Consider the following 26049-nt stretch of genomic DNA (forward strand, 5'->3'; position numbering starts at 1 on the left):
ACGCCGGCACGAGGCCCCGGTACCGGGCCGGCACGGGCCCCTGGCCCCCGTCCCCGTCCCCTGGCCCCCGGTCTCAGACCAGCCGTCGCGCCGTCGCCCAGCGGGTCAGTTCGTGCCGGTTGGAGAGCTGGAGCTTGCGCAGCACCGCCGAGACGTGCGACTCGACCGTCTTCACCGAGATGAACAGCTGCTTGGCGATCTCCTTGTAGGCGTAGCCGCGGGCGATCAGCCGCAGGACCTCGCGCTCGCGCTGGGTGAGGCGGTCCAGGTCCTCGTCGACCGGCGGGGCGTCCGTGGAGGCGAAGGCGTCCAGGACGAACCCGGCCAGTCGGGGCGAGAAGACCGCGTCGCCCTCCTGGACCCGGAAGACGGAGTCGACGAGGTCGGTGCCGGTGATCGTCTTGGTGACGTAGCCGCGGGCGCCGCCCCGGATCACGCCGATGACGTCCTCGGCCGCGTCCGACACGGAGAGCGCGAGGAAGCGGACCGGGTTCTCCACCGCGCCCATCAGCGGGGCGCAGCGGCGGAGCACCTCGACGCCGCCGCCGCCCGGGAGGTGGACGTCGAGGAGGACGACCTCGGGGCGGGTCGCGGTGATGACGGTGACCGCCTGGTCGACGTCGGCGGCCTCGCCGACCACCTCGACGCCGGTCTCCTCGGTGCGGCCGATCTCGGCCTGCACCCCGGTGCGGAACATCCGGTGGTCGTCGACGAGCACGACCCGTACCCGCCGCTCCGGGCCCCCGGTGGCCCCGGTGTTCTCGGTCATTCGCCCGCCCTCTCCATCTCCAGCTCGACCTCGGTGCCTCCGCCGGGCACCGAACGCAGCCGGGCGCTCCCGCCGTTGCGCTGCATCCGGCCGATGATTGATTCTCGTACGCCCATCCGGTCCGCGGGAACCTCGTCCAGGTCGAAGCCCGGACCCCGGTCCCGTACGGACACGAAGACCGTCCGGCCCTCGACCTCCGCGAAGACCTGGACGGCCCCGCCCTCGCCACCGTACTTGGCGGCGTTGACCATCGCCTCGCGCGCGGCCTGCATCTGGGCGGCCAGCTTCTCGTCGAGGGGGCAGTCGCCGACCACCACGACCTCCAGGGGGACGCCGTGCTTGTCCTCGACCTCGGCGGCGGCCCGCTTGACCGCCTCGCCCAGGGTCTCCGGTTCGTCGTCCTCGTCCTTGCCGGTGCCCTCGGGGTTGTAGAGCCAGTTGCGCAGCTCGCGTTCCTGGGCGCGGGCGAGGCGTCTGACCTCGCCCGCGTCGTCCGCGTTGCGCTGGATCAGGGTGAGGGTGTGGAGCACCGAGTCGTGGACGTGGGCGGCGACCTCGGCCCGCTCCTGGGCCCGGATGCGCATCAGGCGCTCCTCGGACAGGTCCTGGGTCATCCGCACCAGGTAGGGCCCGGCGAGCAGGAAGATGCCGGTCAGCACGGCGATCGCGGCGGTGAGCACATTGCCGAGCTGGGCGGCGGAGCCGCGGACGACGAGGAAGACGGCGAGGCCCAGGCCGACCAGGGCGACCCCGGCGAGGCCGCGGGCCACGTGGAGCAGCCTGCGGTTGCGGCTGACCTCCATCCAGCGGGCGCGTCGGGCGTTGTCCGCCTGCCGCCAGACCAGGACGGAGCCCGCGCCGATGAGGAGGGTGGGCCAGATGTAGCGACCGGTCTCGCCGCCCATGTCGACGTTGACGAAGTAGGCCACGGCCCCGTTCACCAGGGCGATCAGCGCGAAGACCTGCCCCTTGTCCGGCTTGCGCAGCCTGCGGCGGCCGTCGGCGCCGGTCTCGAAGACGGAGCGGGAGGGCTCGACGCCGCCGACGCCGAGCGGGACGACGATCCAGAAGACCGCGTAGAGCAGGGCGCCGAGGCCGTCGGTGACGAACAGTCCGAGGAAGACGAGCCGCACCCAGGCGACCGGCAGGCCCAGGTGCCCGGCCAGCCCGCGCGCGACGCCGCCCAGCAGCCGTCCGTCGGCACTGCGGTAGAGCTTGCGCGGCGGCGTCTCCCCCGGGTCGGCGGTGAAGGAGCTGGCGGCTCGGGCGGTGGCGGCGGGCATACCCCGATCGTCACACGCGCGCACGCGGTGCGGCATCAGGGTCAGCCCCCGAAGTGACCCTGATGCCGTCCCCCGCACGCGGCCGGGTGCCGGCGTCCGTCTCGATGCGGTCCGACGCGCGGTGGCGCCTCTGGAACGCGCCCTGCGGAGACGGAGCCCCGGAGGTGCTCATGTGAGTTCGCTCACCGGACGCCGGCCGCCTCCCTGACGTCTCATCAAATGCACATAAGGCAGCCTCGGCCGAGATCGGGCGGTTTCTCCCAAAAGCGTGGCTGACGGAGTGGCCGGAATGCATACGTAGATCGTTGCCAACGCAATCAACCGAAAAGACCGGACCAGAGTTCGCCACTTCTTCGCGACCCGTACACCGAGACAGGTCCAGACCAATGACAAGAGGTGTGTGATCATGACCGCTGCCAGGTGAACCAGGTACACAGTGCCGTGTGCTGCACATATCGATCCGCGCTCGACTGGAGAACCCTTATGGCATTGACAGGGTCGGCCCTGCTCGATTCCGAGGAAGCACTTCCCCCAGGCACCGAAGCCGTCAGGCAGGCGCCGCCCCCAGCAGTGGACAAGGTGTTGCCGAAAGCGCATCGCGAACCAGCGCACGACACCGTGGTCGTGATCCCGGCCCGGAACGAGGAAGCCGAAGTGCTCAGCTCCCTGGAGTCCCTGGCCGCCCAGACCCACCGCCCCGACCTGATCCTCGTCGTGGTGAACAACTCGACGGACGGCACGGAGCGCATCACCCGCGAGTTCGCCGGCCGGCCCGGCGTTCCGCAGACCCGGGTCCTGTGCCTGCCCGACAATCCCCACAAGAAGGCGGGGGCTCTCAACCATGCCCTCGCGGGTCTCGCCGAGCAGTGCGGGGACCTCACCGGCGCGGCACGCTACGTCCTCGTCATGGACGCGGACACCTCCCTGCATCCACGATTCGTCCAGCGGGCACGGATGGTCATGGAATCCGATCCGACTCTGGGCGGGGTCAGCGCGACCTGCTACGGCCGCAGCGGTCTGTGGCAGAACCCATGGCAGCGCTACCTCGCCGGGATGCAGATCATCGAGTACGGGAGGTACGCCCACACACGCTCCCGGACCGACCTGCACACCATGGCCGGCGCCGGTTCCTTCTACAGCACGGCCGCCCTTCAGCACCTCATCGACGCCCGCGGCGAAGTCTTCTGGCAGCACAGCGGCAACCTGGTCGAGGACTACGAGACAACGCTGTCGTTGAAGGAGGCGGGCTGGCGGGTGACCGCCAACCAGTACTGCGTCGCCTACACCGACCTGATGCCGGTTCTCGGCGACCTGGTGCGCCAACGGGAGCGCTGGGTACGCGGAACACTGGACATCATGCGGCAGCGTGGCTGGACCCGGCACACGCGGCTCTCGATCGTCCAGTACGTACTCGGCCTCCTCGGCTTCGCCTACAGCCTCGGCTGGGTCGCCGTGTGGGCCGCCCAGTCCATCGCGCAGGGGCAGCCCGCCGGAGACCCGCTCTGGCTGCTCCTCCTGCTCGCCTGGTCGGTCTTCTCGGCGGTCCGGGTCATCCCGCTGGGCTGGAAGGCGATGCTGGTGTGCGCTCTGCTCCTGCCGGAGCTGGTCTTCCAGTTCATCCGTACCTACTGGATGGGCGCCTCCCTGTGGCGCTCCTACACCTCCGGAGCGGCCACATGGGCGTGACACGCACCCTTTCCGAACTGGGCCCGCTCGGCCTGGTCTTCCTCGGCGTCAGCCTGCTGATCCTCCTGTTCAGCGCCGGCTGCTACCTGGCCTCGTTCGCCCGCAGGTGGCACGACGCGCGCGTCGTGGACGAGCGCTCGGCGCGGCCCCCGGCCGTGTTCCCCTCCAGGGAGCCCTCCCCGGGGTGAGCGACGGTCCGGCCCGGTCGCCGGGGGCGATGGACGGACAGTCCGCCGCGCCCGGCCCTTCAGGGGCGTGCGCGGCCAATATCAGGGACCGTCCAGGGTCGGGGCGGGTCCCGGCGGGCGGTCCGGGCCGTCACCATGGAGGCATGACCGCTCCCTCCAACGCCGCTCCCGGCGTCGCGCCCCCCGAAGCGCCGAAGCCGACGCTGCGGCGCACCCCCCGGCAGAAGGTCGTCGCCGGGGTGTGCGGCGGGCTGGGCCGGTACTGCGACGTGGACCCGGTGATCTTCCGGATCGTGATCGGGGTGCTGTCGGTGACCGGGGGCATCGGGCTGATCTTCTACGGCTTCGCCTGGCTGCTGCTGCCCGCCGACGGCGAGGACCAGAACGAGGCGCGCAAGCTGCTGTCGGGGCGGGTCGACGGGGCGGCCCTGGTGGCGCTGCTGCTGGCGCTGATCGGCTGCGGTCTCTTCCTGTCGATGCTGCACAACCGGGGCATGCTGTCGTTCGCCGCGCTGCTGACGGTGGCCGTCGTCGGCTTCGCCGTGTGGACGCAGTCCCGCCGGACGGCGGACCCCGAGGACCCGGCCGCCCCGCCCGGCGCACCGGCCGCCCCTCCGGGACCCGCCCACACCGGCGGGCTCGGCACGCCGCCGCCGGAGGTGAAGGCCCCTCCGACGCCGGGCGGTCCGTCGTGGTGGCGGGATCCGATCGTCAAGGACGGCACCACCGGGCCGGTCGGCTCCGGCTATCTGTGGGGACCGCCGGACACCGACGCGGAGGCGGCGCGGGCCGGGGCGAAGGCCGGGCGGCCCACTCCGGACGCCCCGTTCCGGGCGCCGCAGCCCTCGCCCGCGCCGCGCGGGCCGCGCTCGATCGGCGGTGTGGTCTTCCTGACGGCGCTGGTGGCGGGCGGTCTGGGCACGGGGCTGAGCTGGGAGCACCAGCCGCTGGGCACCGCGCTCCAGATCGGTCTCGTCGCGGCTCTCGCCGTCTTCGGGCTCGGCCTGCTGACCGCTTCGCTGCTGGGACGGACCGGCTTCGGCACGGTCCTCATGGCGATGGTCACGGCGGGCCTGCTGGCCGGCGCGGCGGTGCTGCCGAAGGACATCGACACCTCCTGGGCCCGCCAGGAGTGGCGGCCCGCCTCGGTGACCGCCGTCCAGCCGCGCTACGAACTGAGCACGGGTGACGCCCGGCTGGACCTGTCCGGCCTGAAGGTCCCCGAGGGCGAGACGGTGCGCACGGCGCTCGACGTGGCGGCGGGGCGGGCGGCCGTGGTCGTTCCGGCGGATGTGACGGTCGAGGTGCGCGCCGAGGCGGGTCTCGGGGAGGTCCGACTCGAGGAGGGGCAGCGGGTGCAGGTCCGGATCAACAACGGCGAGTCGACCGAGCGCACGCTGCCGCCGCCGGAGGGCACGGCGCCCGCCGGGACGGTCGAACTGGTCGTGGAAGTCGGCATCGGACAGGTGGAGGTCACCCGTGCTGCGTCATGAATTCCGGCCCGGCAGGGCTGTGGCGGGCCTGGTGATGCTGGGTCTGGCCGCCGGGTACGCGGCGGACGCGGCCGGGGCGTGGGAGGCTCCGTGGACGTTCTTCCTGCCGCTGTTCTGCGGTGGGCTGGGGCTGGCCGCGACCGTGACCTGGGCCGCCTACCTGCTGCGGCGGCGGCGCGCGGCGAGGAAGGCGTCGGCGGAGAACAACGGGGCGCCCGCCAGCACCAGCGGCAGCCACGCCATGAGGTAGGGCAGGTCGTTGCCGTAGTAGTACGGGGTGGCCTGCCAGCTCACGGTCAGCCAGAGGCTCAGTGAGATCAGCGCCCCGCCGAGCGCCGCGAGCCGGGCCCAGAGGCCGACGAGGGTGCCGAGGCCGACGAGGAGCTCACCGATCGCGATGGCGTAGCCGAAGCCCTCGGGGCTCTTCAGGGCCAGGTCGACGAGGGCGGGGGTCGCGGAGGAGTCGCGTACCGCGCGCATCATCTCGCCGATCGAGCCGCTGCCGGTCGCGGACAGGAACGCACTGTCGGTGAGCTTGTCGAGGCCCGCGTAGACGAAGGTGACGCCGAGGAAGATCCGCAGCGGCAGCAGGGCGTACGTGCCCGCCCGCTCCTTGCGTGTCCTGCGCTCGCCCAGTCCGTACGAACCGCTGTCGCCGTATCCGTTCATGGCCGCTGCCCCACTTCCCGCTGTCCCGTCGTTTCGACCATACGTACGCCTTCGGCGCGGCGCTCACCAGGGTTGCGGGGCGGTTCGGTGCCTGGGGACGGTGGTCAGTCGGTGACGTCGATCGGGATCGGGTCGGTCTCCACCCCGGCGGCGGTGACGACCTGGACCTCCACGGTCCCCGGTTCGACCTCGACCGGGACGGGCACGGTGAGGACGGTGTCGGTGGGGTTGGCGAAGCCTCCGGCGACCGGGACCAGCGGGACGTGGACGTGGACGGTCCCTATCCGCACGACGAGCCGGGCCAGCCGCTCGGGGGTGCCCGCGCCGGGCGGGACGAAGCCCGCGCCCCGGATCTCGATGTCGTCGCCGGTCCGGATCGCGCCGTCCAGGTCCCCGGCCTCCCGGGCCCGCACGACCGACAGCACGACGGGCCGGCCGCCCTCCGCGTACTTCCCGGCGAAGTAGGTCGCCGCCGAGACGGCCACCAGCAGTGCGAGCCCCCACGGCAGGTCGGGCAGCTGCTCCGGGCGGCGGGCCAGGCGGACCGCGGCGAACAGCACGGCGACGGCGCTGACCAGCACGTACTGCACATCGGTGAACGACCCGCGCCCGGAGTCGTCGGTGAGCAGGTCCGCCGCGCGCGGCCGGTCCGCGCGCAGCTTCTGGAGCCGCCGGCCCAGCACCCGTACGGTGACGACGCGGCGAACGACGACGGCGACCGCGCACACCAGCGCCAGCACGGCCACGACCCCGGCGGAGCGCACGAGGTCGAGCCCCTCGATCAGCGCGTCCCGCGCCTGCGGGTCGGAGGCCCCGGCCAGTTGCAGCGCGAGGACGAGGACGGCGAAGACGGCGAGCAGCACCCAGGAGGCGGCGACCGTCCGGGAGGTGGAGAGCCGGTTGTCCTCCCCGATCAGCGGGGCGAGGAGGCCGCCCCGGGCGCGGTGGAGGCGGGCGGCGGCGGTGAGCAGCCCGGCGGTGACGAGGGCGGCCAGCAGGGCGGCGGTGCGGGCGGTGGACCAGCCGGCGCCGATCGCGGTGACGCAGACCCCGACGAGCAGCGCCCCGGCGGCGCCCCAGACGGTGAACAGGGTGGACCGCCAGAGCCGGTGCAGCCAGGCGTCCCCGGCCTCCCGGGCCCGTTCGGCGACGGCGCGGGCGGACCCGGTCAGCTCGTCGGAGACCCACTGCCGGGAGGCGGAGGCGGACTGGGCGACCCCGGCGGGCAGTCCGTTGCCCGCCGCGAGTTCGTCGCGCTTGGCGAGGAACGCGGCGACCGCGTGCCGGTGTCCGCGGCGCGCTCCGTGCGGGCAGTCGCCGCAGGTGCAGCCGCCGCTGTCCCTGCCGCTCGTCCTGGTTTCGTCCAACGCCACGGAGGATTACGCCCTTTCCCGCCCCGGTACAGCCAACTCACTTGCGATATCGACGAATTGTGCCGTACCGGGCGACCGGCCCCCGCATCGGGGCGGGCCGGGGGCGGGTGTCGTCAGAACGTTCGACCGATGCGCTGCCACAGGGGCTGGTAGTTGATCCAGGCCACCAGGTCGCTGCCGAGCTGATCGCGGGTGGTCACGGCGTCCCGGTGCGAGATGAGCACGGGCTTCCCGGCGGCGCGCGCCAGCAGCTGCACCTGGCAGGCGCGCTCCAGCGTGAGGAACCACCAGGCCGCCGCGTCCACCGAGTCCCCGACGGTCAGCAGCCCGTGGTTGCGCAGGATCACCGCCTTGTGCGGCCCGAGCGCGGCGGCGATCCGCCGGCCCTCGTCCTCGTCCACGACGACCCCGGAGTAGTGGTCGTACAGCGCGTGGTCCTCGTAGAAGGCACAGGATTCCTGGGTGATCGGCTCGATCGGCTCCCTGAGGGCGGCGAGCGCCCGGCCGTGCGTGGAGTGGGTGTGCGCGACGGCCACCGTGTCCGGACGGGCCCGGTGCACCGCCGCGTGCACGGCGAACGCGGCCTGGTTGACGTGGAAGCGGCCCCGGACGACCTGGCCGTCGCCGTTGACGAGGATCAGGTCCCCGGGGGTGATGTCGGCGAAAGGCGCCCCGAACGGGTTGACCCAGAAGCAGTCGGCCAGTTCGGGGTCGCGCGCGGTGATGTGCCCGGAGACCCCGTCCTCGTATCCGAGCTGCCCGAACAGCCGCAGCGCGCCCGCCAGACGTTCCCTGCGGTACGTGCGTTCCTCGGCGGGCGAGGCGTGCACGGGCGGCATCGCGAACTGGAGCTGCTCGACGGGGATCGGGGCGGGGTCGGACACGGCGATCTGCTCGGACACGGCGGCTCCTCACGTTCTCGGGGGCGTACAGGAACGGAAGTTACCGCCGGGTGGGGTTGGTGAGAAGAGGTGGGTTGCGGGTCAGGTGCCGAGCACCAGATAGGCGAGGGTGAAGGAGGCGCGGTAGCCGCCGTAGTAGCCGGTGCGGCGGGCGTCGACCTCGGCCGTCACCTCGGCGTGCAGCGGATGTCCGGGGTTCGCCAGGGCCCACCGCTGCCCCCGTCCGATCGGGCCCTCGGACTCGAAGAGGTCCCATTCGCGCTCGTCGGCGACGGTGACCTGGAGGGCGCGGAGCCCGGCGGACTCGGCGAGCCGGATCAGCTCCAGCAGTGATCCGAAGTCCTCCGGCCCGGCGCCCAGCCCCGCGAGCGCGGCGGGCGTGGGTTCCCGCTGCCAGATCCCCTCGCCGAACAGCACCCGCCCGCCGGGGCGTACGGCGGCCGCGAGGGCCGCGAGGGCGTTCGCGGTCGACTCGCGTGCGGTGGCGCCGGGCCAGGCGTGCGAGGAGCCGATGCAGACGGCGAGATCGTAGCCTCCCTCGGTCCACTCGGCCGCGGGCGTCCCGTGGAACCGCACCCGGTCCGCGAGCCCCCGCTCCCCGGCGAGCTTCCGTCCGCGCGCCACGGCGTCCGGGTCGGTCTCGACGCCGTCGCCGGTGGCCCCGGGCGCGGACTCCACGAGCCGCATCAGCAGTTCGCCCCAGCCGGAGCCGAGGTCGACGATCCGGGCCCCGGGGGCGGGGTCGCAGGCGGCGATGAGACGGGACGCGTGGTCCTCGGAGAGGGGGGTGTTCCAGGTGAGACGGTCGTTCCCGGCGGCGGACATGACGGAGCGGACTTCTTCGGCGGACATGGTCGAAGAGCCTGGCACGGGGGGTGGGGCCTGTGCCAGGGATTTAGCGGCGGCCCCGGCGGTACACCTCGCTGAGGTCCACGTCGATCGGGAAGGGAACGGACAGGTTCATCTTCCGGTGGTGGATGCCGGTGGGCGTGTAGGTGCGCGTCGCCGGGTCGAGCTCGTAGACGTAGACGACGGGGAGATCGTCGTCGTCCTGCTCGACCCGCCAGAAGTGCTTGATGCCGGCCTCGGCGTACCTGCGCGGTTTGACGCCCCGGTCGCGCTCCCGGGAGTCGGGGGACACGACCTCGACGGCGAGGACGACGTCCTCGGGTGCGTACCAGGTCTGGTCAGGGCCGGTGTCGGCATCGGCCCGGTACACCAGGAGGTCGGGCTCCGGGCGGTTGCTGGTGTTGAGCCTGATGGTCATCTCCCGGTCCACGTCCAGATCCGCGGGGACGTGGGCGAGGAGGGCGGACTCCAGCAGCCACATGGCTCGCGTGTGGAACTTCCGCTGCGGACTCATGAAGACGAGACTCCCGTCGATCAGCTCGGTGTGGGGCGGGAGGCCCGGAATCCGGTCGAGGTCGTCCGCCGTCCAGCCGCCCTCCGGCGGGACCGGCCACCGGTTCGGCTCCTGGCCGAGCCGGTCCTCGGGTGCGGCGCTCATAGTTGCTCCCATACGCCGAAGTCTCGTCTCTTCACTCAGCGTACCCATCCGATACGACAATGCCGCCGCCCAAACGAATGAGCGACGGCATCGGCGTTGACCCGGTGGCCTCCGGGTGCTGCTCAGGAGGCGGGTGGGGTCACTCCCACTCGATCGTCCCCGGCGGCTTGCTCGTCACGTCGAGGACGACGCGGTTGACGTCGGCGACCTCGTTGGTGATGCGGGTGGAGATCTTCGCCAGCGTCTCGTACGGCAGGCGCGACCAGTCGGCCGTCATCGCGTCCTCGGAGGAGACCGGGCGCAGCACGACCGGGTGGCCGTAGGTGCGGCCGTCGCCCTGGACGCCGACCGAGCGGACGTCGGCGAGGAGGACCACCGGGCACTGCCAGATGTCGCGGTCCAGGCCGGCCGCCGTCAGCTCCTCGCGGGCGATGGCGTCGGCCTCGCGGAGCAGGTCGAGGCGGTCCTTGGTGACCTCGCCGACGATGCGGATGCCGAGGCCGGGGCCGGGGAACGGCTGGCGCTGGACGATCTCCTCGGGGAGGCCCAGCTCCTGGCCGACCATGCGGACCTCGTCCTTGAACAGCTGGCGCAGCGGCTCGACGAGCTGGAACTCGATGTCGTCGGGGAGACCGCCGACGTTGTGGTGGGACTTGATGTTGGCGGTGCCGGTGCCGCCACCGGACTCCACCACGTCCGGGTAGAGCGTGCCCTGGACGAGGAAGGCGACCTCGGGCCCCTCCTCCTGGAGGATCTCCAGCTGGGCCTGCTCGAAGACGCGGATGAACTCGCGGCCGATGATCTTCCGCTTCTGCTCCGGGTCGGAGACCCCGGCGAGGGCGTCGAGGAAGCGCTTCTCCGCGTCGACGACCTTCAGCTTCGCGCCGGTCGCGGCGACGAAGTCCTTCTCGACCTGCTCGGTCTCGCCCTTGCGCATCAGTCCGTGGTCGACGTAGACGCAGGTGAGCTGGGAGCCGATGGCCTTCTGGACGAGCGCGGCCGCCACGGCGGAGTCGACGCCGCCGGACAGGCCGCAGATGGCGCGCTTGTCGCCGACCTGCTCGCGGATGAGGGCGACCTGCTCCTCGACCACGTTGGTGGTGGTCCAGTTGGGCTCGATGCCCGCGCCGCGGTAGAGGAAGTGCTCCAGGACCTGCTGGCCGTGGGTCGAGTGCATGACCTCCGGGTGGTACTGGACGCCGTAGAGCTTCTTCTCGTCGTTCTCGAAGGCGGCGACCGGGACCACGTCGGTGGAGGCGGTGACCGTGAAGCCCTCGGGGGCGGCCGAGCAGGCGTCGCCGTGCGACATCCACACCGGCTGCTCGGTGGGCGTGCCCTCGAAGAGCGTCGAGCCCGCCTTGGTGACGTGCAGCGGGGTACGGCCGTACTCGCGGGCCCCGTTGTCGTCGACCGTGCCGCCGAGCGCCGTCGCCATCAGCTGGAAGCCGTAGCACATGCCGAAGACCGGGACCCCGGCCTCGAACAGCGAGCGGTCCAGGGACGGCGCACCCTCCGCGTACACCGACGACGGACCGCCGGAGAGAATGATCGCGCGGGGGTTCCTGGCCAGCATCTCGGCCACCGGCATGGTGGACGGAACGATCTCGCTGTAGACCCGGGCCTCACGGACGCGGCGGGCGATGAGCTGGGCGTACTGCGCGCCGAAGTCGACGACGAGGACCACGTCGGCCGTGGCGTCGGGGGCGGCGGGGGGTGCTGCTGGCACGGGGCGGCCTTCCGGCGGTGGTGATGAGGGTCGGTTCTTCCGATTCTACCGGCCGTGCACGGCCCCTCCGCCGGGCCGGTCGCGGGGGTGCGCCCGCCCGGTCACGTCTCACGATCCGGGCCGCGTTTTGTCGGGGCGACGGCATCGGGGCCATACTGTGCGCCATGCGTCAGCACACGACCTTCGTCTTTACCTATGGCATCCGGCCCGCCGGCTGCCATGGTCGTGCTGCTTGACCCACTGACAAGCAGCGTTCCAGGCGCCCCGGGCCACCAGGCCCGGGGCGTCTGCCGTGTCCGGGCCCTGGCCCCGGGGGCCGTCAGCCACGACCCACGGGAGTCACCATGAGCAGCATCGGCACCACGGACACCACCGCCGCCACCGGCGCGCACACCGACGAGGCCGCCGCCCTGATCGGCGGTGCGCGGGAGCGCATCGACGCCCTCGACGACCGGATCATCGGTCTCGTCCAGGAACGGATGGCCGTCTCGGCGGTGATCCAGGAGGCCCGGATCACCTCGGGCGGTCGGCGGGTCAGCCTCTCCCGCGAGACGGCCGTGCTCGGTCACTACCGGGACGCGCTGGGCAAGCCGGGCACCGCGCTGGCGATGACGCTCCTGGAGCTGTGCCGCGGCCGGGTCTGAGCCGGGGCGGGCGGCGGCGCGGACGGAACGGTTCTCCGCCCGCGCCGCACGGGCCGTATCTGCGTTCGGGACCCGTCTCACCCGTACGGCGCGTGACCAGGAGCGCGGTGCCTTCGTTGGTCCGGGTGTCCGTGCCAACCAGGGGCGGCATCGGTAGGAAACCACGCGTGGCTCCGCCGGGAAGTGTGACGTACTGCAGGTGCGTCGTGGGACCACGACCCGGCGTATGTGACCGGTCCGCAGGGGACAGCAGCCCGGTCACCCCATATGCGGCCGATCCCGGGGACGCCCGGGTCGGCCGCATCGGAACACATCCGGGCGGAGGCCCGATCCCTCCTCCGCCACGCTCCGCTTCTCAGCTCTGGCGCGCGGCCCGTCGCCGTGCCGCCGTGAAGAGCACCAGGCCGGCGGCCAGTGCCGCGGCCGCGGTGCCCGAGGCGATCAGGGCGACCGACCCCGTCGAGGCGAGGCCGCCGCCTCCACCGCCGGAGCCTCCGGCCGTGCCCGCCGAGGAGCCGCCGGACGTGGTGGTGCCGGAGGTGCCGGAGGTGCCCGGCGCGCTCTCCTCCGGGGCCGGGGTGGAGGTCGGCGGGGTGGACGGCTCACCGGAGCCGCCGTCGCCGCCCTCCGTCGCGCCACCGGAGTCGGAGCCGTCGCCCTCACCGTTCAGGATCAGGTAGGCGGTGTTGTTGGCCGGATTCGGGTCGAACGGCAGCTTCGGCTTCTGCAGCCAGGTGTCGCGTACGGTCACCTCGCCGCTCGCGCCGACCATGGCCTTGTCGACCCGCAGCTCGAAGGGCAGGTCGAGGCCGGCCCCGTCCCGCACGGACATGGAGGTGTTGCAGACGTAGCGCGGCGCGGGGCTCTTCTGGTCCTCGCGGTACGTGCCGTCGGCCTGCACCGCGCGGCAGCGCTCCGGCTTCGACGTGACCGAGGCGCCCTGCGGGACGGTGAAGTCGACGGTGGCGACGTCCTCGCCGGACCGGATGTGGCCGATCCACGCCGGGCCCTCGTTGCGGAAGCCGATGTCGGCCTTGACGGTGGAGCCCTCGGGCCCGGCCACGTCGTCGCCGTACGCCACGAAGTCGGCCGTGTTCTTCGTACGGAAGTCGACGTCCTGCTGGTTGTCGTACGGATCGAGGTCGGTGCTGCGGGCCGCGGGGCCCTTCTTGACCGGGACCGCCTTCAGCACGCCGCCGGTGCCCCGCTCGAAGGTGGCGCCCGCACGCTGGGCGGCGCGCTGGGCGGCGCTGTCCTCCTGGACGCGGTAGAGGAAGGTGTCGTAGTAGGCGCGCTGGGTGGCCTCCAGCGTCAGCGGGGTGGCCAGCGTGTACGTCGCGCCCGCCTCGAAGGCTCCCTCGACGGAGCAGAGCGCCGTGGTCGAACCGAAGTCCGGCTGGTCGGGGGCGTCCACCGTGTACTCGCAGTTGGAGTAGCGCTGCGGGATGTCGAGGCCGCGCGAGTACCGCAGGGTGAGCAGGACGCCGTCGGCGTCCCGGGTGCCGCGGTTGGCGAAGGTGATCGGGGCCTGCTGCTTCTCCCCCGGGGTCAGCTCCGTCCTGAACGGCAGCCGCTCCATCACCAGGTCGGGGCCGCCGACCGTGAGCCGGGTGGTGAACGGCGTGAAGGTGGCGCCGTCCGCCTCGCCGGTCACGGTGATCGTGCCGGTGTCGCCGTTCTCGCTGCCGTCGGCGGCGGTGACGAAGAGGTCGACCGCGCCGTTGAGGCCGGGCCAGATGCCCCAGTCCTCGCAGACGGCCTTCGTGCCGGTGACCTCGCAGTCCGGGTTGCCCTCCCCCTCGAACTCCACATCGGCGACGCCCGCGACGCCGCTGAGGTCGAAGGTGAGCGTGAAGGAGCCGCCGAAGCCGCCGTTCTCCTCGTCCTCGGACGGATTGTTGAGGCTGATCCCGACCGTGGAGGACTTCGGCTTGCCGCTCTCCGGGTACGGGTGCAGGGCGGTCTCGGCGGGGCCGCCGAGCGTGAACACCGGCGCGTCCGCGGCCTGTGCCGGGGCGGCCGCCCCGGCGAGCGAGGCCGCGGCCAGCAGGCCGGCGGCGGCGAGGGAGCCGGCTGCGCGGTGCAGCACGGTTCTGGGGGAAAAGCGTGTCATCGGGTACCTCAGTCGTTCGGCAGGAGCTGTGTGGCTGCTGTGACAGTTGTGGCGGTACGGGTTGGACCCCACAGCTTCCCGAACGGTTGTCCTCCCTGAGATCACGAGTCGGGCACGGCCCCGCGCCCGAGGTCACGGATCGGGCACGGTCCCGCGCGCTTCGGTCACGGGTTGGGTACGGGGGTGTTCCCGACGCCCTTGACGTCCGTCCCGGCCTCCGCCGTGCCCTTCGGGGGCACCACGGGGATGCCCAGGAACGGCAGCTTCAGCGCGCCGAACGCCTCCTTCGGCACGGCGGGCGTGCGCGGTGCGACCGGGGCGAGCCGCTCGTAGGCCGCGCTCTGCTCCGGGCGCGGGTCCGCCTCGCCCTTGTTGGGCCACAGCGACATCGCGCGCTCGGCCTGGGCGGTGATGGTCAGCGACGGGTTGACGCCGAGGTTCGCGGAGACGGCGGAGCCGTCGACGACGCTGATGCCGGGGTGGCCCCAGAGGCGGTGGTACGGGTCGATGACGCCTTCCTCGGCGCTCGCGCCGATCGGGCAGCCGCCGAGGAAGTGGGCGGTGAGCGGGGTGCCCATCAGCTCCCCCACGTTGGAGCCGGCGAAGCCGTTGATCTCCTCGGCGAGCAGGCTGGCGCCGAGGGTCGCCTCCGGGATCTGCGTCGGGTTGGGGGCGCCGTGGCCCTGGCGGGCGGTGAGCAGGCCCTTTCCGATACCGCCCGGTTTGCGGTAGGTGGTGAGGGAGTTGTCCAGCGACTGCATGACCAGACCGATGATGCTGCGCTCGGACCAGCGGCGGTTGGAGAGCGAACGGGCGGCGAGGGCCGGGTGCTTGATCATGCCGGCGACCCAGCGGCGTACCCGGTGGGCCCCGTAGGGCACCTGGAGGACGGTCAGCATGCCCATGGCGTTGGAGCCCTTGCCGTAGCGGACGGGCTCGATGTGGGTGTTGTCGTCGGGGTGGATCGACGAGGTGATCGCGACGCCCCGGGTGAAGTCGGCCTTGGCGGTGCCGTGCTTCCTGCGGTAGCGGCGGTCGCTGGTCTGGGCGCCCACCAGGCCTTCGGAGTTGGTGCGGGTCAGTTCGCCGAGCTTCGCGGAGATCCGGGGCAGCAGCCCCCGGTCCTTCATGGTGTGCAGGAGGGTCTGGGTGCCGTACGTTCCGGCGGCGACGACGACCTCGCGGGCGCGCAGCTTCGTGGGCTTCGCCCGGCGGCGGCGGTCGGTGGGGACGGTGAGGACGCGGTAGCCGCCCTCGGGGTCCTCGGTGACGGCGACCACGGAGGTCATCGGGTGGATGACGGCTCCGGCCCGCTCGGCGAGGTGGAGGTAGTTCTCGTTGAGGGTGTTCTTGGCGCCGTGGCGGCAGCCCGTCATGCACTCGCCGCACTCGGTGCAGGCCCTGCGCTCGGGGCCCGCGCCGCCGAAGTACGGGTCGGGGACGGTGGCGCCGGCCTCGGCCTTCACGGTGCCGTCGGCGTCCTTGCCGTCGCCGAAGAAGACGCCGACCGGGGTCATGTGGAAGGTGTCGCCGACGCCCATGGTCTGTGCGACGGCCTTGAGGTGGATGTCGGAGGGGGTCATGGTCGGGTTGAGGCGGACCCCGAGCATGCGCCGGGCCTGGTCGTAGTACGGCTTCAGCTCGTCCTGCCAGTCGGTGATCGAGGCCCACTGGCGGTCCTCGAAGAACGGGGCGGGCGGCACGTACAGGGTGTTGGCGTAGTTGAGCGACCCGCCGCCGACGCCGGCCCCGGCGAGCACCATGACGTTGCCGAGCAGGTGGATGCGCTGGAGGCCGAAGAGCCCGAGGGCGGGGGCCCAGAGGTAGTTCTTCAGGTCCCAGGAGGTCTTGGGGAGCGTGCCGGGGGTGAAGCGGCGGCCCGCCTCCAGGACACCGACGCGGTACCCCTTCTCGGTGAGCCGGAGCGCCGACACCGCGCCTCCGAAGCCCGAGCCGACGACCAGGACGTCGTAGTCGTACGCGGCGTCGTCCTCGGCCGGGACATGGCTGACGGCCTGATGCTGGGCAGGGCTGTCCTGGGACATGGCACTCCTCGGAACGGAATCGGTACGGAAGGGGCGTGCTGCGGCGTCACGGTGGCCGGTCCCCCACGCGTCGGGCGTCCGCGTTCGGCCTCCCGCGCGCCGGGCTTCCCGGCGTCTCAGCGCAGCCGGAACGCCTTCATCACCTTGAGGCTGCTCGTCATGAACGCGGCGTACTTCTCGTCGTCCATCCCGAAGGCGGGCGCGAGCGGGATCAGCCGCTGCTGGGCGACGGTCTGGGCCTCGGTGTACTTGAGGATGCCCTCGGACCCGTGCCGCCGGCCGAGACCGGAGTCCTTCATGCCGCCCATCGGGGACTGGACGCTGCCGTAGGCGGGGGCGTATCCCTCGTTGATGTTGACGGTGCCGGTGCGCAGCCGGGCGGCGACCGCGTGGCCCCGCCGGGAGTCGGTGGTCCAGACGCTGGAGTTGAGACCGTACGGAGTGGCGTTGGCCAGCGCGATCACCTCGTCCTCGTCGCGGAAGCGGTAGACCGCGACGACCGGCCCGAAGGTCTCCTCGCCGCAGACGGCCATGGGGGCCTCCACGCCGTCGAGGATGGTCGGCTCGTAGAAGAGCGGGCCGATGTCGGGGCGGGCGACGCCGCCGGCGACGAGGGTCGCGCCCTTCTCGACGGCCTCGTCGACGTGGCGCGCGACCGTCTCCAGCTGGCGTTCGCCGACGAGGGAGCCCATGTCGGCCCCGTACGCCAGGGAGCTGCCGAGCCGCATGGCCTTCGTGCGGGTGGCGAAGCGCTGGACGAAGTCGTCGGCGATCGACTCGTGGACGTACAGCCGCTCGATGGAGATGCAGAGCTGTCCGGCGGAGGAGAAGCAGGCCCGGACGGCTCCGGCGGCGGCCTTCTCGACGTCGGCGTCCTTCAGGACGAGCATGGCGTTCTTGCCGCCGAGCTCCAGGGAGACGCCGACCAGCCGGGAGGCCGCGCCGACGGCGACCTCGCGGCCGGTGCGGGTGGAGCCGGTGAAGGAGACGTAGTCGGCGCGGCTGACGACCTCGGGGCCGACGACCGGGCCCTCGCCGAGGACGACCTGGAAGACCTCGGCGGGCAGTCCGGCCTCGATCAGCAGGTCGCGGGCCCACAGGGCGGTGAGCGCGGTCTCGGTGTCGGGCTTCATCACGACGGCGTTGCCGGAGACGAAGGCGGGCAGGGCGTCGCCCACGGAGAGTTCGAGCGGGTAGTTCCAGGGGGCGATCTGGCCGACGACGCCGCGCGGCTGGCGCAGTTCGGTGACCTTGGTGAGGGTCGGGACGACGCCGGTGTGGCGGCGGGGCTTGAGGTAGGAGGCGGCCCTGCGCCCGTAGTGGCGCGCGGCGACGGCGATGGCCTGCACCTCCTCGTGGGCGTGCAGACGGGCCTTGCCGGTCTCCAGCTGGATGAGGTCGAGGACCTCGGACTGCCGGCTCAGGACGAGGTCGTGGAAGCGCAGCAGGACGGCGGCGCGCTGTCGTACGGGGACGGAGGCCCAGCCGGGCTGGGCGGCGCGGGCCCGGTCGAAGGCGGTGGCGACGTCCTCGGGGGTGGACTCGGGCAGGTCGGCCAGCTTCTCCCCGGTGAAGGGGGTGTGGTTGGCCGTTCGGCCCGACCCGACGACGCCGCGGGTCAGCTGGGCGATCACCTCGGGGGTGACCACGTCGGCGGCCGTGCGCACCCCGGCGGGGGCGACCGCCACCGGGTTCGTGCCGAGAGGGGCGTCAGGAGCCTGCGAGTCCGTCATGGGGCCGAGAGTATGTCCAGCCCGAGCCTTTGGGTACCCGTCGGTAACAGTTTTTCACAGGACCTGTCCGGCTCGTTCGGCATCCCCTTCGAACGAGCCAGTGATCGCTGGCGACATAATCGCTGATCAGCGGCGTTGCGGCCGATCGCCCGGCGCCCTCACTGCTGCACCCGCGGTGCGCGCCAGCTGCGGAGCATGATGTCGAACTTCTTGCGGCTGGCCTCCCAGCCCTCCTCCGGGGCCGTCAGGTACAGCGCGTACTCGGGACCGCCGGCGCCCCCGTAGTACATCTGGTCGATCCCGTGCCGGGGTCCCGCGTGGTCCTTGGTCTCGTTCCAGCGGAACTCCCAGAGAGCGCCCGGCCGGTCGCGGAAGCTGTTCTTCTGCATCCCGATCCGCTGGTAGCCCGGCAGTCTCCGGGAGAGCTGCTCCTCCAGGCTCTCCATGTGCAGATACGGATGGTCGAAGTCCGGGTCGGGGTCGACGCTGATACGTATCCGGTGGGCCCCGCCGTCCGGGGTGTAGTCGATCTGGCCCTCGTTCACCTGGCGCTCCCAGCCGTCGGGCACGACGAGGCTGAAGCCGGCCGGGTCGTCGACCCGGTGCCAGCCGTCGGGCACCGCGGACGCGCCCTGCGCGGGGCCGGTGGGCCCCGGGGCGGTCCGGGGAGCGGAGGGTGTGCTTCCGGCGCCCGGACCGCCGCTCGCCCCGGCCGGGGATCCCGAGCCCTCGCCGTACTTCATCGCGATCAGCCCGGCGGCGCCGCCCAGCACGGCCGCGGCGACGACCACGACGAGCACCGTGCGCCACCGCGATCCGGCGCGCCGGGTCACCGGGGCGGAGGCGGGGCCGGGGCCGGGGCGGTGCGGGCGGCCGGCGTGACGTGGGCGGCCGGGCCGGTCGCGGTGGAGGGCGCGCCGGGCAGCCGGGCGGTGGCGCCCTCGGAGCCGGGCAGGGCCACGGAGCCGCCGCCGTAGCCGTGGCGGGGCTCCTCGGGGAAGCGCTGGGTCGGCACGTGGGCCTGGGCGGCCCGGGGTTCGCGGCCCTCCATGGCGTCCAGCAGCATCTGCTCGGTCTGCGCGGCCGTCGGCCGCTCGGCCGGGTCCTTGCGGAGCAGCGCGGTGATGACGGCCCCGAGCGGACCGGCGTTGACCGGCGCGGGAGGTTCCTCGGTGACGACGGCCTGCATGGTGGAGATCGGGGACGTACGGCGGAACGGCGAGGCCCCCTCGACCGCCGCGTACAGCGTCGCCCCCAGCGACCAGAGGTCGGAGGCCGGGCCCGGGTCGCCGCCGCGTACCCGCTCGGGGGCCAGGTAGTCGATGGAGCCGACCAGTTCGCCGGTACGGGTGATGGTGGCGTCGCCCTCGATCGCGGCGATCCCGAAGTCGGTCAGGAGCACCTGCCCGTCGCGTGCCAGCAGGACGTTCCCCGGCTTGACGTCCCGGTGCAGCACCCCCGCGCCGTGGGCGGCGCGCAGGGCGCTCAGCACGTGCAGCCCGATGCGGGCCGCCTCGCGCGGGGCGATCTCGCCGCTCTCCTTGGCGGCGTCCGCGAGGGAGGGCCCGTCGACGTACTGCATGACGATCCAGGGGCGGTTGTCGTACTCGATCACGTCGTGGACGGTGACGACGCCGGGGTGGGTGATGCGTGCCGCGGCGCGGGCCTCCTTCTGGGTCCGGGCGTGCAGGACGAGCCGGTCGGCCTCGGCGACGTACAGTCCGGCGGTCAACTCCTTGACGGCGACCGTGCGGTGCAGCACTTCGTCGTGGGCGCGCCAGACCTTGCCCATGCCGCCCCGGCCGAGGACGTCGCCCAGCCGGTAGCGCCCCGCCAGCACCGGTCCCGCGTCCGCGCCCTGTGATCGATCCACGTGATGTCCCCGCCCCGTTCCTCGGAGGGCCAGATTACGGAGGCGGGACGCGGCGGGGATACCGGGGATCGCCCACGAGACCGCACCGTGATGGTTGTCGGTACCGCACAACCCCCACCCACGGGCGGCGCCGATGACGTGCGGTCAGTTGGCGATCCGGTACGAGGCGATGGCCTGCTCGTAGATCTCGGTGACCTTGTCCCGGTCGTTCTCCGGGCCGATGGCCTGGATGACGTGGTACCGGCCGTCGACGATCATGGCGAGGTTGCGGACGAACACCTCGCGCCCGCCGCTCTCCTGCCAGGTGAACTGCCCCTCGGCCATCGCCTGCCGGCCGACGTCGACCCGGCGCAGCCCGGACGAGGAGGACCAGCTGGAGTCCCGGAACGGCTGGAGTTCGGGCTCCTTGTCGCGCTGGTAGTCCAGGGGATCGCTGCCGCCCGACTTCACGGTGTCCCGGCCGGGCACCACGAGCAGGGTGAACCCGTCGCTCCCGTACCGGATCTGACGGTCCGCGTTGGCCGGGCTGCGCTGCCAGTCCTCCGGTACGCCGACCTCGAAGCCCTCCGCGTCCTTGCGGAGCGTGTAGCCGGGGGCGAGGGCGGCCGCGGACCGGCTGGTCTGCGGCTTCTGGGAGCCGGGCCCGGCGGAGCCGTCCGCCGGGCCGCTGGGCGCGGGCTCCCCCGAGGCGGCGGGCGGTGCGGCGGAACCGGTGGGCGCGGGCGCTCCGTCGTCCCGGCCCGGCTCCGCCTTCGGCATGAACATCACGGCGTACGCGATGGCGGCGGCCATCAGCAGCAGGACCAGGACGAGCAGCAGCCGGCCCAGCTTGCGCGGCGACCCCTCGCCCCGGCGCGGGGGTTCCCGCAGCGCCCGGGGGCCCTTGGGCGCACGCGGCGCGCGGGCCGGGCGCTCGTCCTCCCAGCTCTCCACGGGCCCGCGCACGGAACGGTCGGGCGGCAGCAGCGACGTGGAGTGGTCCCGCTGCACGCCACCGTCCCGCGTCGGCGGCTGCCGGCGGCTCCTGGCGGTGCCTGCCCGCCCCGGAGCCGCCGAACCGGCCCCAGCGCCGCCGGACCAGCTCACCCCGGCGGCGCACGACGGGGAGCCGGGCGGCGTCGGGCGCGGGCAGCGGCACGACGTCGGCGCCCGCCTCCGGCTCCGGCGCGGAACGCACCAGCGAGCGCAGCCAGCCGCGCAGCTCCTCGAAGTCCGGTCGCTCGGTGGGGTCCTGACGCAGCAGGGACTCGACGACGGGCCGCAGCGGACCGCACTCCTCCGCGAAGGCGGGCGGCTCGCCGCACACCATCTGGACGAGCTCGGCCGCGCTCTCCTCGGGGTAGGGGGCGTGGCCCTGGACGGCGCGGTAGAGGAGCGCGCCGAGCGCCCACAGATCGGTGGAGGGTCCGATCGGCGGCGCGAGCTGCCAGTTCTCGTGCACCGGGCCCGCCTGCTCGGGGGCCCAGCGCTCGGTGACGGGTCCGACGACGGCGATCCGTGCCTGGCGGGCGCGTTCGGCGGCGAGCGGAGTGGCCGGACCGCGGTAGACGGCCGGTTCACCGCCCGTGACGGCGTCCTCCCAGGCCCGGGCGGTGGTCCGCGCGGCCGGGAGCGGCGCGGTGCGGGCGGCCTCCTTCCCGGCGGAGCCAGATACGGCGGGCCGCCGGGAGTCGGCGCGCAGGGCGTCCGCGCCCGATCCGCCGGCGGACACGGGCCGTCCGGCGCCGGGCCCGTCGTCCCAGGTCCCGGCGAGGTGGACGCGGCGGCCCGGCGGCCGGGGCGCCTCACCGTCGTCCTCGTCGTCCTCGTCGTCGTAGGGCTCCTCGCCGGGGCTGCCCCAGGGGGCGGTCAGCCGGGGAGCGCCGGGGGTGGGCCGCTGGAACGGGAGGGCACGGGCGTCGGGGGCGTCGGAGCCGCCGACGGGGGCCCCGGGGGCATGCGGGGCACCCGCGGCGTCGGGGGCGGAACCGGTGGCGGCGGCTCCGGGACGGTCCGCGTCCCCGGCGGGACCGGCGGTGCTCACGGTCCCGGCGTCCGGCGCGGTTGCACGTCCGTCCTGCGGCCGCTTCGTGAGGTCGGCCGAGGCGGTTGCGCCCCCCTCCCGCGGGGGGTTCGTGAGGTCGGCCGGGGCACGGTCGGTCTGCCGGCGGTCCTCGGTGATCCGGGCGGCGGCCCGTGCGCCCGCGCGGTAGGCGGCGATCGCACCGGCGCGGGCGGCCCGCAGCTGGGCGGCGCTCGCGGCGCCCGGCTCGGCGGGGGGTGGGACTGTGGTGTAGGGAACGGCGGGGGCGGCCGGTCGCGGGACGATCTCCTGCCCGTCGGCCCGCTGCTCCCGGACGGGACCGGTCTCGCCACCGTCCGCCCACGGGTCCCGGGCAGGGCCGGTCTCCTCACCGTCGGCCCACGGCCCCCCGACGGGGCCGGTCTCATGGCCGTCCGCCCACGGGTCCCGGACAGGACCGGTCTTCTCCTCGTCCGCCCACGGCCCCCCGACAGAGCCGGTCTCCTCGCTGTCCGCCTCCTGCCTCCCGGCAGTCCCGGTCTCGCCACCGTCGGCCCACTGGCCCCGGACGGGGCCTGCCTCGCCACCGTCCGCCCACGCGTCCCGGGCAGGGCCGGCCTCGTGGCCGGGCGGCAGGTCGTACGGGGCGTTCGCGTCGTCCTCGCGGCGCGGCACGTACCCCAGCGGCAGCGGCGGAACCGGCAGCTCCCGGTCCATGCGGCGCTCCCGGCTGCCGGAGAACTCCCGGCTCCCCCCGCCCTCTTGGCCATAGCCCTCGCGGCCTTCGTAGACCTCGCGATCGCCGTAGACCTCTCGGCCGCCGTAGCCCTCGCGGCCGTCGTAGCCCTCCGGGCTGTCGGGTTCGGCGGACTCCTCCGGTTCCGCGTACTCCTGGCCGCCGGCGGACTCCCGGACGTCCGCCGCGTCGCTCCCGGCCGCCGGGAGCGCGGGGACGCCGCCGAGCTCTCGCGGCGGGGTGGGCTCGGGGGCCGGAATGCCGTACGTCGTCGGACCGGCCACCGGATCGGCGTCGGGCCGCGGTGCGGGGGCGTACCCGCAGAGGGCCTCCTCGGCGGCGCCCGCCGCGAGGCCGGTGAGCATGACGCGCCCGTCGTCGCAGACCAGAACCGTGCGCACGGTGATGTTGCGGTGGGTCCAGCCGTGGGCGTGCAGCACCCGCAGGGCGGTGAGCACGTCGGAGCCGATCTCGGCGGCCCGGTAGGGGGTGAGGGGGCGCTCGGCGAGAAGCGCCGCGAGCGGCCGGGCCGCGACGAGCTCGCTGACTATCCAGAGCGAATCCGCCTCGGCGAAGACGTCGAAGACCTGGTCGAGACGAGGGTGGTCAGGCACCTGGGCGGCGGCCTGCGCGGCCTCGATCGCCCGCCGGACCGCGGGGTCCGTACTGCGGCGGACCGCCCGCCCGCCGGGCCGCCCGGACATCGGGGCCCGCCCGTCGGCGTCGAGCACCTCGGCGTCCACGATCTCCGGCAACGGGACCTGGCGGACCAGGACTTCCTGGCCGCTGTAGGTGTCGAACGCCCGGGTCTCGGCCAGTTCGTACCCGTCGGACGGGGGCAGCGGAAGGCGGTAGCGGTCGGCAAGCACCCGACCCGCGTAGTCGTCCACGACGCCTCCCCAGAGCGCGCTGTTCCCCCGGCCATCAGAGCTGCACGATTCCGTCGGTCACGTTCGTCCGGCGGGCCATTGACCCGCCGTTCCGGCTGCGTACGGTCTCCGGCCTCTTACGATACGTGGCAACTCCGGCCGACGGGCCGGGTCGTGCCGATCCGGCCCGCACAAACGTTTCACACCGGTCCGGATCGGGCGTGACCGGTGGTCAGTCCGTCGGCGTGAAGGTGGCGAACGCCGTTTCGCGCAGCGTCCGGCACGCGTCTTCGTCCCACTCGTCCACCGGGCAGCTGATCATGATCGAGTAGCCGCGCCGGGCGTCCACCTTGAAGCCGCGGTTGAGCACCCGGACCCGGACACCGCTGTGGCTGCGCTCGAACGTCCAGTCGGCGACGGTCGGATAGCCGTTGTACTCGACCTTCTTTATGCTGCCGTGCTGATAGCCGTCGCTGAGGACCTTGGCGCTGGCGACGGCCGCGCGCCAGGCGGCCGCGGCGTCGTCCTTGGGCGAGCTGTTGAAGTCGACCTGGACGCGGGGGAAGCTGCCCTTGCCGGCGTTGTAGATGCCGCCGGAGTTGGTGCCCGCGATGGCGGTGCGACGGAAGTCCTCGGGCATGGCCATGGTGAAGTGGAACCGGCTGTCGGTGACCTTCTCGTAGCCGGCGGGCAGGGAGTCGCCCGCGCCCGGCTTGCCGCCCCCGTCGCCCTGGTCGTCCTCCGGGTCGTCGGCCTCCGAGTCGTCGGAGCCCTCCCCGGACGGGCCCTCGGACGCCCGGCCCTCCTCCTTGCCCTGGCCTTCCTTCTGGCCGTCGCCCTTCGCACCGGACGAACCGCCTCCGGTGTCCTCGCCCTTGTCGTCGGCGCCGCCTGCCGCGGCTCCGGCCGACGCGGCGGTGTCGCCCTTGCCGCTCGTGTCCGCGTCGTCGCCACCGAGGGCGAGGGCGAGGACCGTGCCGAGGATGGCCAGCGCGACGACGGCCGCGATGATCACGAGCGTGCGGCGGGGCACGACGTCGGTGATCGAGGCACGTGGGGAGGCGGCCGAGGACGGCGGGCGCTGTCCGGGCACGGAAGCGTTCGCCGTCACCGCGGACTCGGGGGCGCGGGCGGGTGCGTCGGGGGCCGCGACGGATCCCTTCGCGCTCGCCGGGGTGGCCCCCGCCACCGCTGAGGACGCCGTGGCCGGGGTGGAAGTCCCGGGCGGGGACGGCGGCTTGGGCGGGGTGGCGGGCGAACCGGTGGCCGCGGCGGCGGAAGAGCCCGACGACGCGGCCGCAGCACCCGCGGCCACCGCCGGGGCCTTGGCGTTGCGGACGGAGCGCAGGGCTCCGCGCAGCCGGTCGCGGGCGCCCTCACCGGACTCGCCGGTCCCCGCGGACTGCTTCGGCGGCTTCGGGGCCTTGGGCTGCTTCGGCGTCCGCCTGACGAGGGGGTCGGCGGCGGGGGCCGGCGGCATGGCCATGATCTGCGTGGAGTCCGCGGGAGCGGGCGCGGGGGCGTCGGGGGCTTTGATGACGTCGTTGAGCAACGCCCGTGCCCCGGCGTCGTCGAGGCGCTGTTCGGGGTCGCGGGCGAGCAGCCCGTAGATGACCTCGGTGAGCGGGCCGGCGTTCTTCGGCGGGTCGAGAGGTTCGGTCATCACGGCCGTGAGCGTGGCGATGGCCGAGCCCTTGTCGTACGGCGGGCAGCCCTCGACGCTCGCGTACAGCAGTCCGCCGAGCGACCACAGGTCGGCGGGCGGGCCGGGCTTGTGTCCTCGGGCGCGCTCCGGCGAGATGTACGAGGGGGCGCCGACGAGCATGCCGGTGGAGGTGACCGAGGGGTCGCCCTCGACCTGAGCGATGCCGAAGTCGGTGAGCACGACGCGGCCGTCCTCGGCGATCAGCACGTTGGACGGCTTCACGTCGCGGTGCAGGATGCCCTCGCGGTGTGCGGAGCGCAGGACGTCGAGGATGGCGAGCCCGACCTCGGCGGCCCGCTTCGGCGTCAGCGTGCCGTCCTCGCGGATCGCCTCGGCGAGCGACTTGCCCTCGATCAGCTCCATGACGATCCACGGCCGGTCGTCCTCGTCGACCACGTCGTAGACGGTCACCGCGCTGTTGTTGCGGATCCGTGCGATCGCCTTGGCCTCGCGCAGGGTGCGCGTGATCAGCCGGCGCTTCTCGTCCTCGTCGATCGCGGAGGGGAACCGCAGTTCCTTGACCGCGACCGTGCGGCCGAGCGTCTCGTCGTCGGCGCGCCAGACCGTGCCCATGCCGCCCCGGCCGAGCACCTCACCGAGCCGGTAGCGCCCCGCGAGGAGACGACCGTTCTTGTCCCGTTGGGGCTCCCGTGCCTGCTCCGCCTCCGACATGCGTCCCCTCTGCGATCAACCCGCCCTGGCAGAGCGTTCATTGTCCCTCACCCCGGGACCG

General features: G+C 73.4%; 17 protein-coding genes and 2 pseudogenes. 5 read left to right on the forward strand and 14 right to left on the reverse strand.

Going from position 1 to position 26049, the window contains the following annotated elements; genetic code table 11:
- Positions 1-73 precede the first annotated feature (73 nt).
- Both KME66_RS11945 and KME66_RS11950 read right to left on the reverse strand, forming a co-directional pair.
- Positions 74-769, reverse strand: a complete 696-nt coding sequence (locus KME66_RS11945) for a response regulator transcription factor (protein ID WP_216321763.1) — start codon at positions 767-769, stop codon at positions 74-76.
- Positions 766-2052 carry an ATP-binding protein gene (locus KME66_RS11950; protein WP_216321766.1) on the reverse strand — a complete coding sequence of 429 codons (1287 nt, stop codon included), beginning with the start codon at positions 2050-2052 and terminating at the stop codon, positions 766-768. Before KME66_RS11950 ends, KME66_RS11945 begins: the two co-directional genes overlap by 4 nt.
- Before the next feature lie 483 nt (positions 2053-2535).
- On the opposite strand from KME66_RS11950, the gene KME66_RS11955 reads away from it, so the two are divergent.
- The 4 genes from KME66_RS11955 (at position 2536) to KME66_RS33910 (ending at position 5669) form a co-directional block, all read left to right on the forward strand.
- Positions 2536-3738, forward strand: a complete 1203-nt coding sequence (locus tag KME66_RS11955) for a glycosyltransferase family 2 protein (protein WP_301184490.1) — start codon at positions 2536-2538, stop codon at positions 3736-3738.
- Positions 3735-3926, forward strand: a complete 192-nt coding sequence (locus KME66_RS11960) for a hypothetical protein (protein ID WP_216321769.1) — start codon at positions 3735-3737, stop codon at positions 3924-3926. The genes KME66_RS11955 and KME66_RS11960 overlap by 4 nt, the downstream gene beginning before the upstream one ends.
- A gap of 143 nt (positions 3927-4069) precedes the next feature.
- Entirely contained in the window at positions 4070-5419 is a 1350-nt protein-coding gene (locus KME66_RS11965; RefSeq protein WP_073227686.1) for a PspC domain-containing protein, read from the forward strand.
- Positions 5406-5669, forward strand: coding sequence for a hypothetical protein (locus tag KME66_RS33910; protein WP_253208311.1), 264 nt, complete (start codon positions 5406-5408; stop codon positions 5667-5669). Before KME66_RS11965 ends, KME66_RS33910 begins: the two co-directional genes overlap by 14 nt.
- Here KME66_RS33910 and KME66_RS11970 read toward each other — a convergent pair.
- The 6 genes from KME66_RS11970 to guaA all read right to left on the reverse strand — a co-directional run bounded on the left by KME66_RS11970 (position 5576) and on the right by guaA (position 11596).
- The gene (locus tag KME66_RS11970) at positions 5576-6088 is read right to left on the reverse strand and encodes a DoxX family protein (RefSeq protein ID WP_216321772.1); all 513 of its coding nucleotides are present in this window, start codon (positions 6086-6088) and stop codon (positions 5576-5578) included. The two genes, KME66_RS33910 and KME66_RS11970, sit on opposite strands and share 94 nt — an antisense overlap.
- A 104-nt stretch (positions 6089-6192) precedes the next feature.
- Positions 6193-7461, reverse strand: a complete 1269-nt coding sequence (locus tag KME66_RS11975) for a hypothetical protein (protein ID WP_073227695.1) — start codon at positions 7459-7461, stop codon at positions 6193-6195.
- 113 nt (positions 7462-7574) lie between these two features.
- Positions 7575-8363 carry a class II aldolase/adducin family protein gene (locus KME66_RS11980; RefSeq protein ID WP_216321775.1) on the reverse strand — a complete coding sequence of 263 codons (789 nt, stop codon included), beginning with the start codon at positions 8361-8363 and terminating at the stop codon, positions 7575-7577.
- An 81-nt stretch (positions 8364-8444) separates the two neighbouring features.
- Positions 8445-9215: a cyclopropane-fatty-acyl-phospholipid synthase family protein gene (locus tag KME66_RS11985; RefSeq protein WP_216321777.1), complete on the reverse strand. Its 771-nt coding sequence runs from the start codon at positions 9213-9215 to the stop codon at positions 8445-8447.
- Between the two features lie 43 nt (positions 9216-9258).
- Positions 9259-9870, reverse strand: coding sequence for a Uma2 family endonuclease (locus KME66_RS11990; protein ID WP_216321780.1), 612 nt, complete (start codon positions 9868-9870; stop codon positions 9259-9261).
- A gap of 139 nt (positions 9871-10009) precedes the next feature.
- Positions 10010-11596 (reverse strand): glutamine-hydrolyzing GMP synthase, encoded by a 1587-nt coding sequence (gene guaA, locus KME66_RS11995; protein ID WP_073227708.1) that lies wholly within the window; start codon positions 11594-11596, stop codon positions 10010-10012.
- 344 nt (positions 11597-11940) lie between these two features.
- Between guaA and KME66_RS12000 the strand changes: the two genes are divergently transcribed.
- Positions 11941-12240, forward strand: a complete 300-nt coding sequence (locus KME66_RS12000) for a chorismate mutase (protein WP_216321784.1) — start codon at positions 11941-11943, stop codon at positions 12238-12240.
- A 355-nt stretch (positions 12241-12595) separates the two neighbouring features.
- Here the strand turns inward: KME66_RS12000 and KME66_RS12005 are convergent, their stop codons facing one another.
- The 6 genes and pseudogenes from KME66_RS12005 to KME66_RS12030 form a co-directional block, all read right to left on the reverse strand.
- Positions 12596-14353, reverse strand: a complete 1758-nt coding sequence (locus KME66_RS12005) for a peptidase (protein WP_216321788.1) — start codon at positions 14351-14353, stop codon at positions 12596-12598.
- 164 nt (positions 14354-14517) lie between these two features.
- Complete coding sequence (locus KME66_RS12010; protein WP_216321791.1) at positions 14518-16398, reverse strand: GMC oxidoreductase; 1881 nt, start codon at positions 16396-16398, stop codon at positions 14518-14520.
- A gap of 116 nt (positions 16399-16514) precedes the next feature.
- Positions 16515-18131 carry a succinic semialdehyde dehydrogenase gene (locus tag KME66_RS12015; RefSeq protein ID WP_073227720.1) on the reverse strand — a complete coding sequence of 539 codons (1617 nt, stop codon included), beginning with the start codon at positions 18129-18131 and terminating at the stop codon, positions 16515-16517.
- A gap of 158 nt (positions 18132-18289) precedes the next feature.
- Positions 18290-20004, reverse strand: a pseudogene (locus KME66_RS12020) (protein kinase).
- 144 nt (positions 20005-20148) lie between these two features.
- Positions 20149-23632, reverse strand: a pseudogene (locus KME66_RS12025) (protein kinase).
- A gap of 211 nt (positions 23633-23843) precedes the next feature.
- Entirely contained in the window at positions 23844-25988 is a 2145-nt protein-coding gene (locus tag KME66_RS12030) for a serine/threonine-protein kinase (protein ID WP_216321794.1), read from the reverse strand.
- Positions 25989-26049: the final 61 nt, after the last annotated feature.

The organism is Streptomyces sp. YPW6, from assembly GCF_018866325.1.
GTDB lineage: Bacteria > Actinomycetota > Actinomycetes > Streptomycetales > Streptomycetaceae > Streptomyces.

What these genes read in the sequence shown, in the direction of transcription:
- KME66_RS11945 (WP_216321763.1), bottom strand. Translation starts at nt 769, where the DNA reads ATGACCGAGAACACCGGGGCCACCGGGGGCCCGGAGCGGCGGGTACGG.
- KME66_RS11950 (WP_216321766.1), bottom strand. Translation starts at nt 2,052, where the DNA reads ATGCCCGCCGCCACCGCCCGAGCCGCCAGCTCCTTCACCGCCGACCCG.
- KME66_RS11955 (WP_301184490.1), top strand. Translation starts at nt 2,536, where the DNA reads ATGGCATTGACAGGGTCGGCCCTGCTCGATTCCGAGGAAGCACTTCCC.
- KME66_RS11965 (WP_073227686.1), top strand. Translation starts at nt 4,070, where the DNA reads ATGACCGCTCCCTCCAACGCCGCTCCCGGCGTCGCGCCCCCCGAAGCG.
- KME66_RS11970 (WP_216321772.1), bottom strand. Translation starts at nt 6,088, where the DNA reads ATGAACGGATACGGCGACAGCGGTTCGTACGGACTGGGCGAGCGCAGG.
- KME66_RS11985 (WP_216321777.1), bottom strand. Translation starts at nt 9,215, where the DNA reads ATGTCCGCCGAAGAAGTCCGCTCCGTCATGTCCGCCGCCGGGAACGAC.
- KME66_RS11990 (WP_216321780.1), bottom strand. Translation starts at nt 9,870, where the DNA reads ATGAGCGCCGCACCCGAGGACCGGCTCGGCCAGGAGCCGAACCGGTGG.
- KME66_RS12000 (WP_216321784.1), top strand. Translation starts at nt 11,941, where the DNA reads ATGAGCAGCATCGGCACCACGGACACCACCGCCGCCACCGGCGCGCAC.
- KME66_RS12005 (WP_216321788.1), bottom strand. Translation starts at nt 14,353, where the DNA reads ATGACACGCTTTTCCCCCAGAACCGTGCTGCACCGCGCAGCCGGCTCC.
- KME66_RS12010 (WP_216321791.1), bottom strand. Translation starts at nt 16,398, where the DNA reads ATGTCCCAGGACAGCCCTGCCCAGCATCAGGCCGTCAGCCATGTCCCG.
- KME66_RS12015 (WP_073227720.1), bottom strand. Translation starts at nt 18,131, where the DNA reads ATGACGGACTCGCAGGCTCCTGACGCCCCTCTCGGCACGAACCCGGTG.
- KME66_RS12030 (WP_216321794.1), bottom strand. Translation starts at nt 25,988, where the DNA reads ATGTCGGAGGCGGAGCAGGCACGGGAGCCCCAACGGGACAAGAACGGT.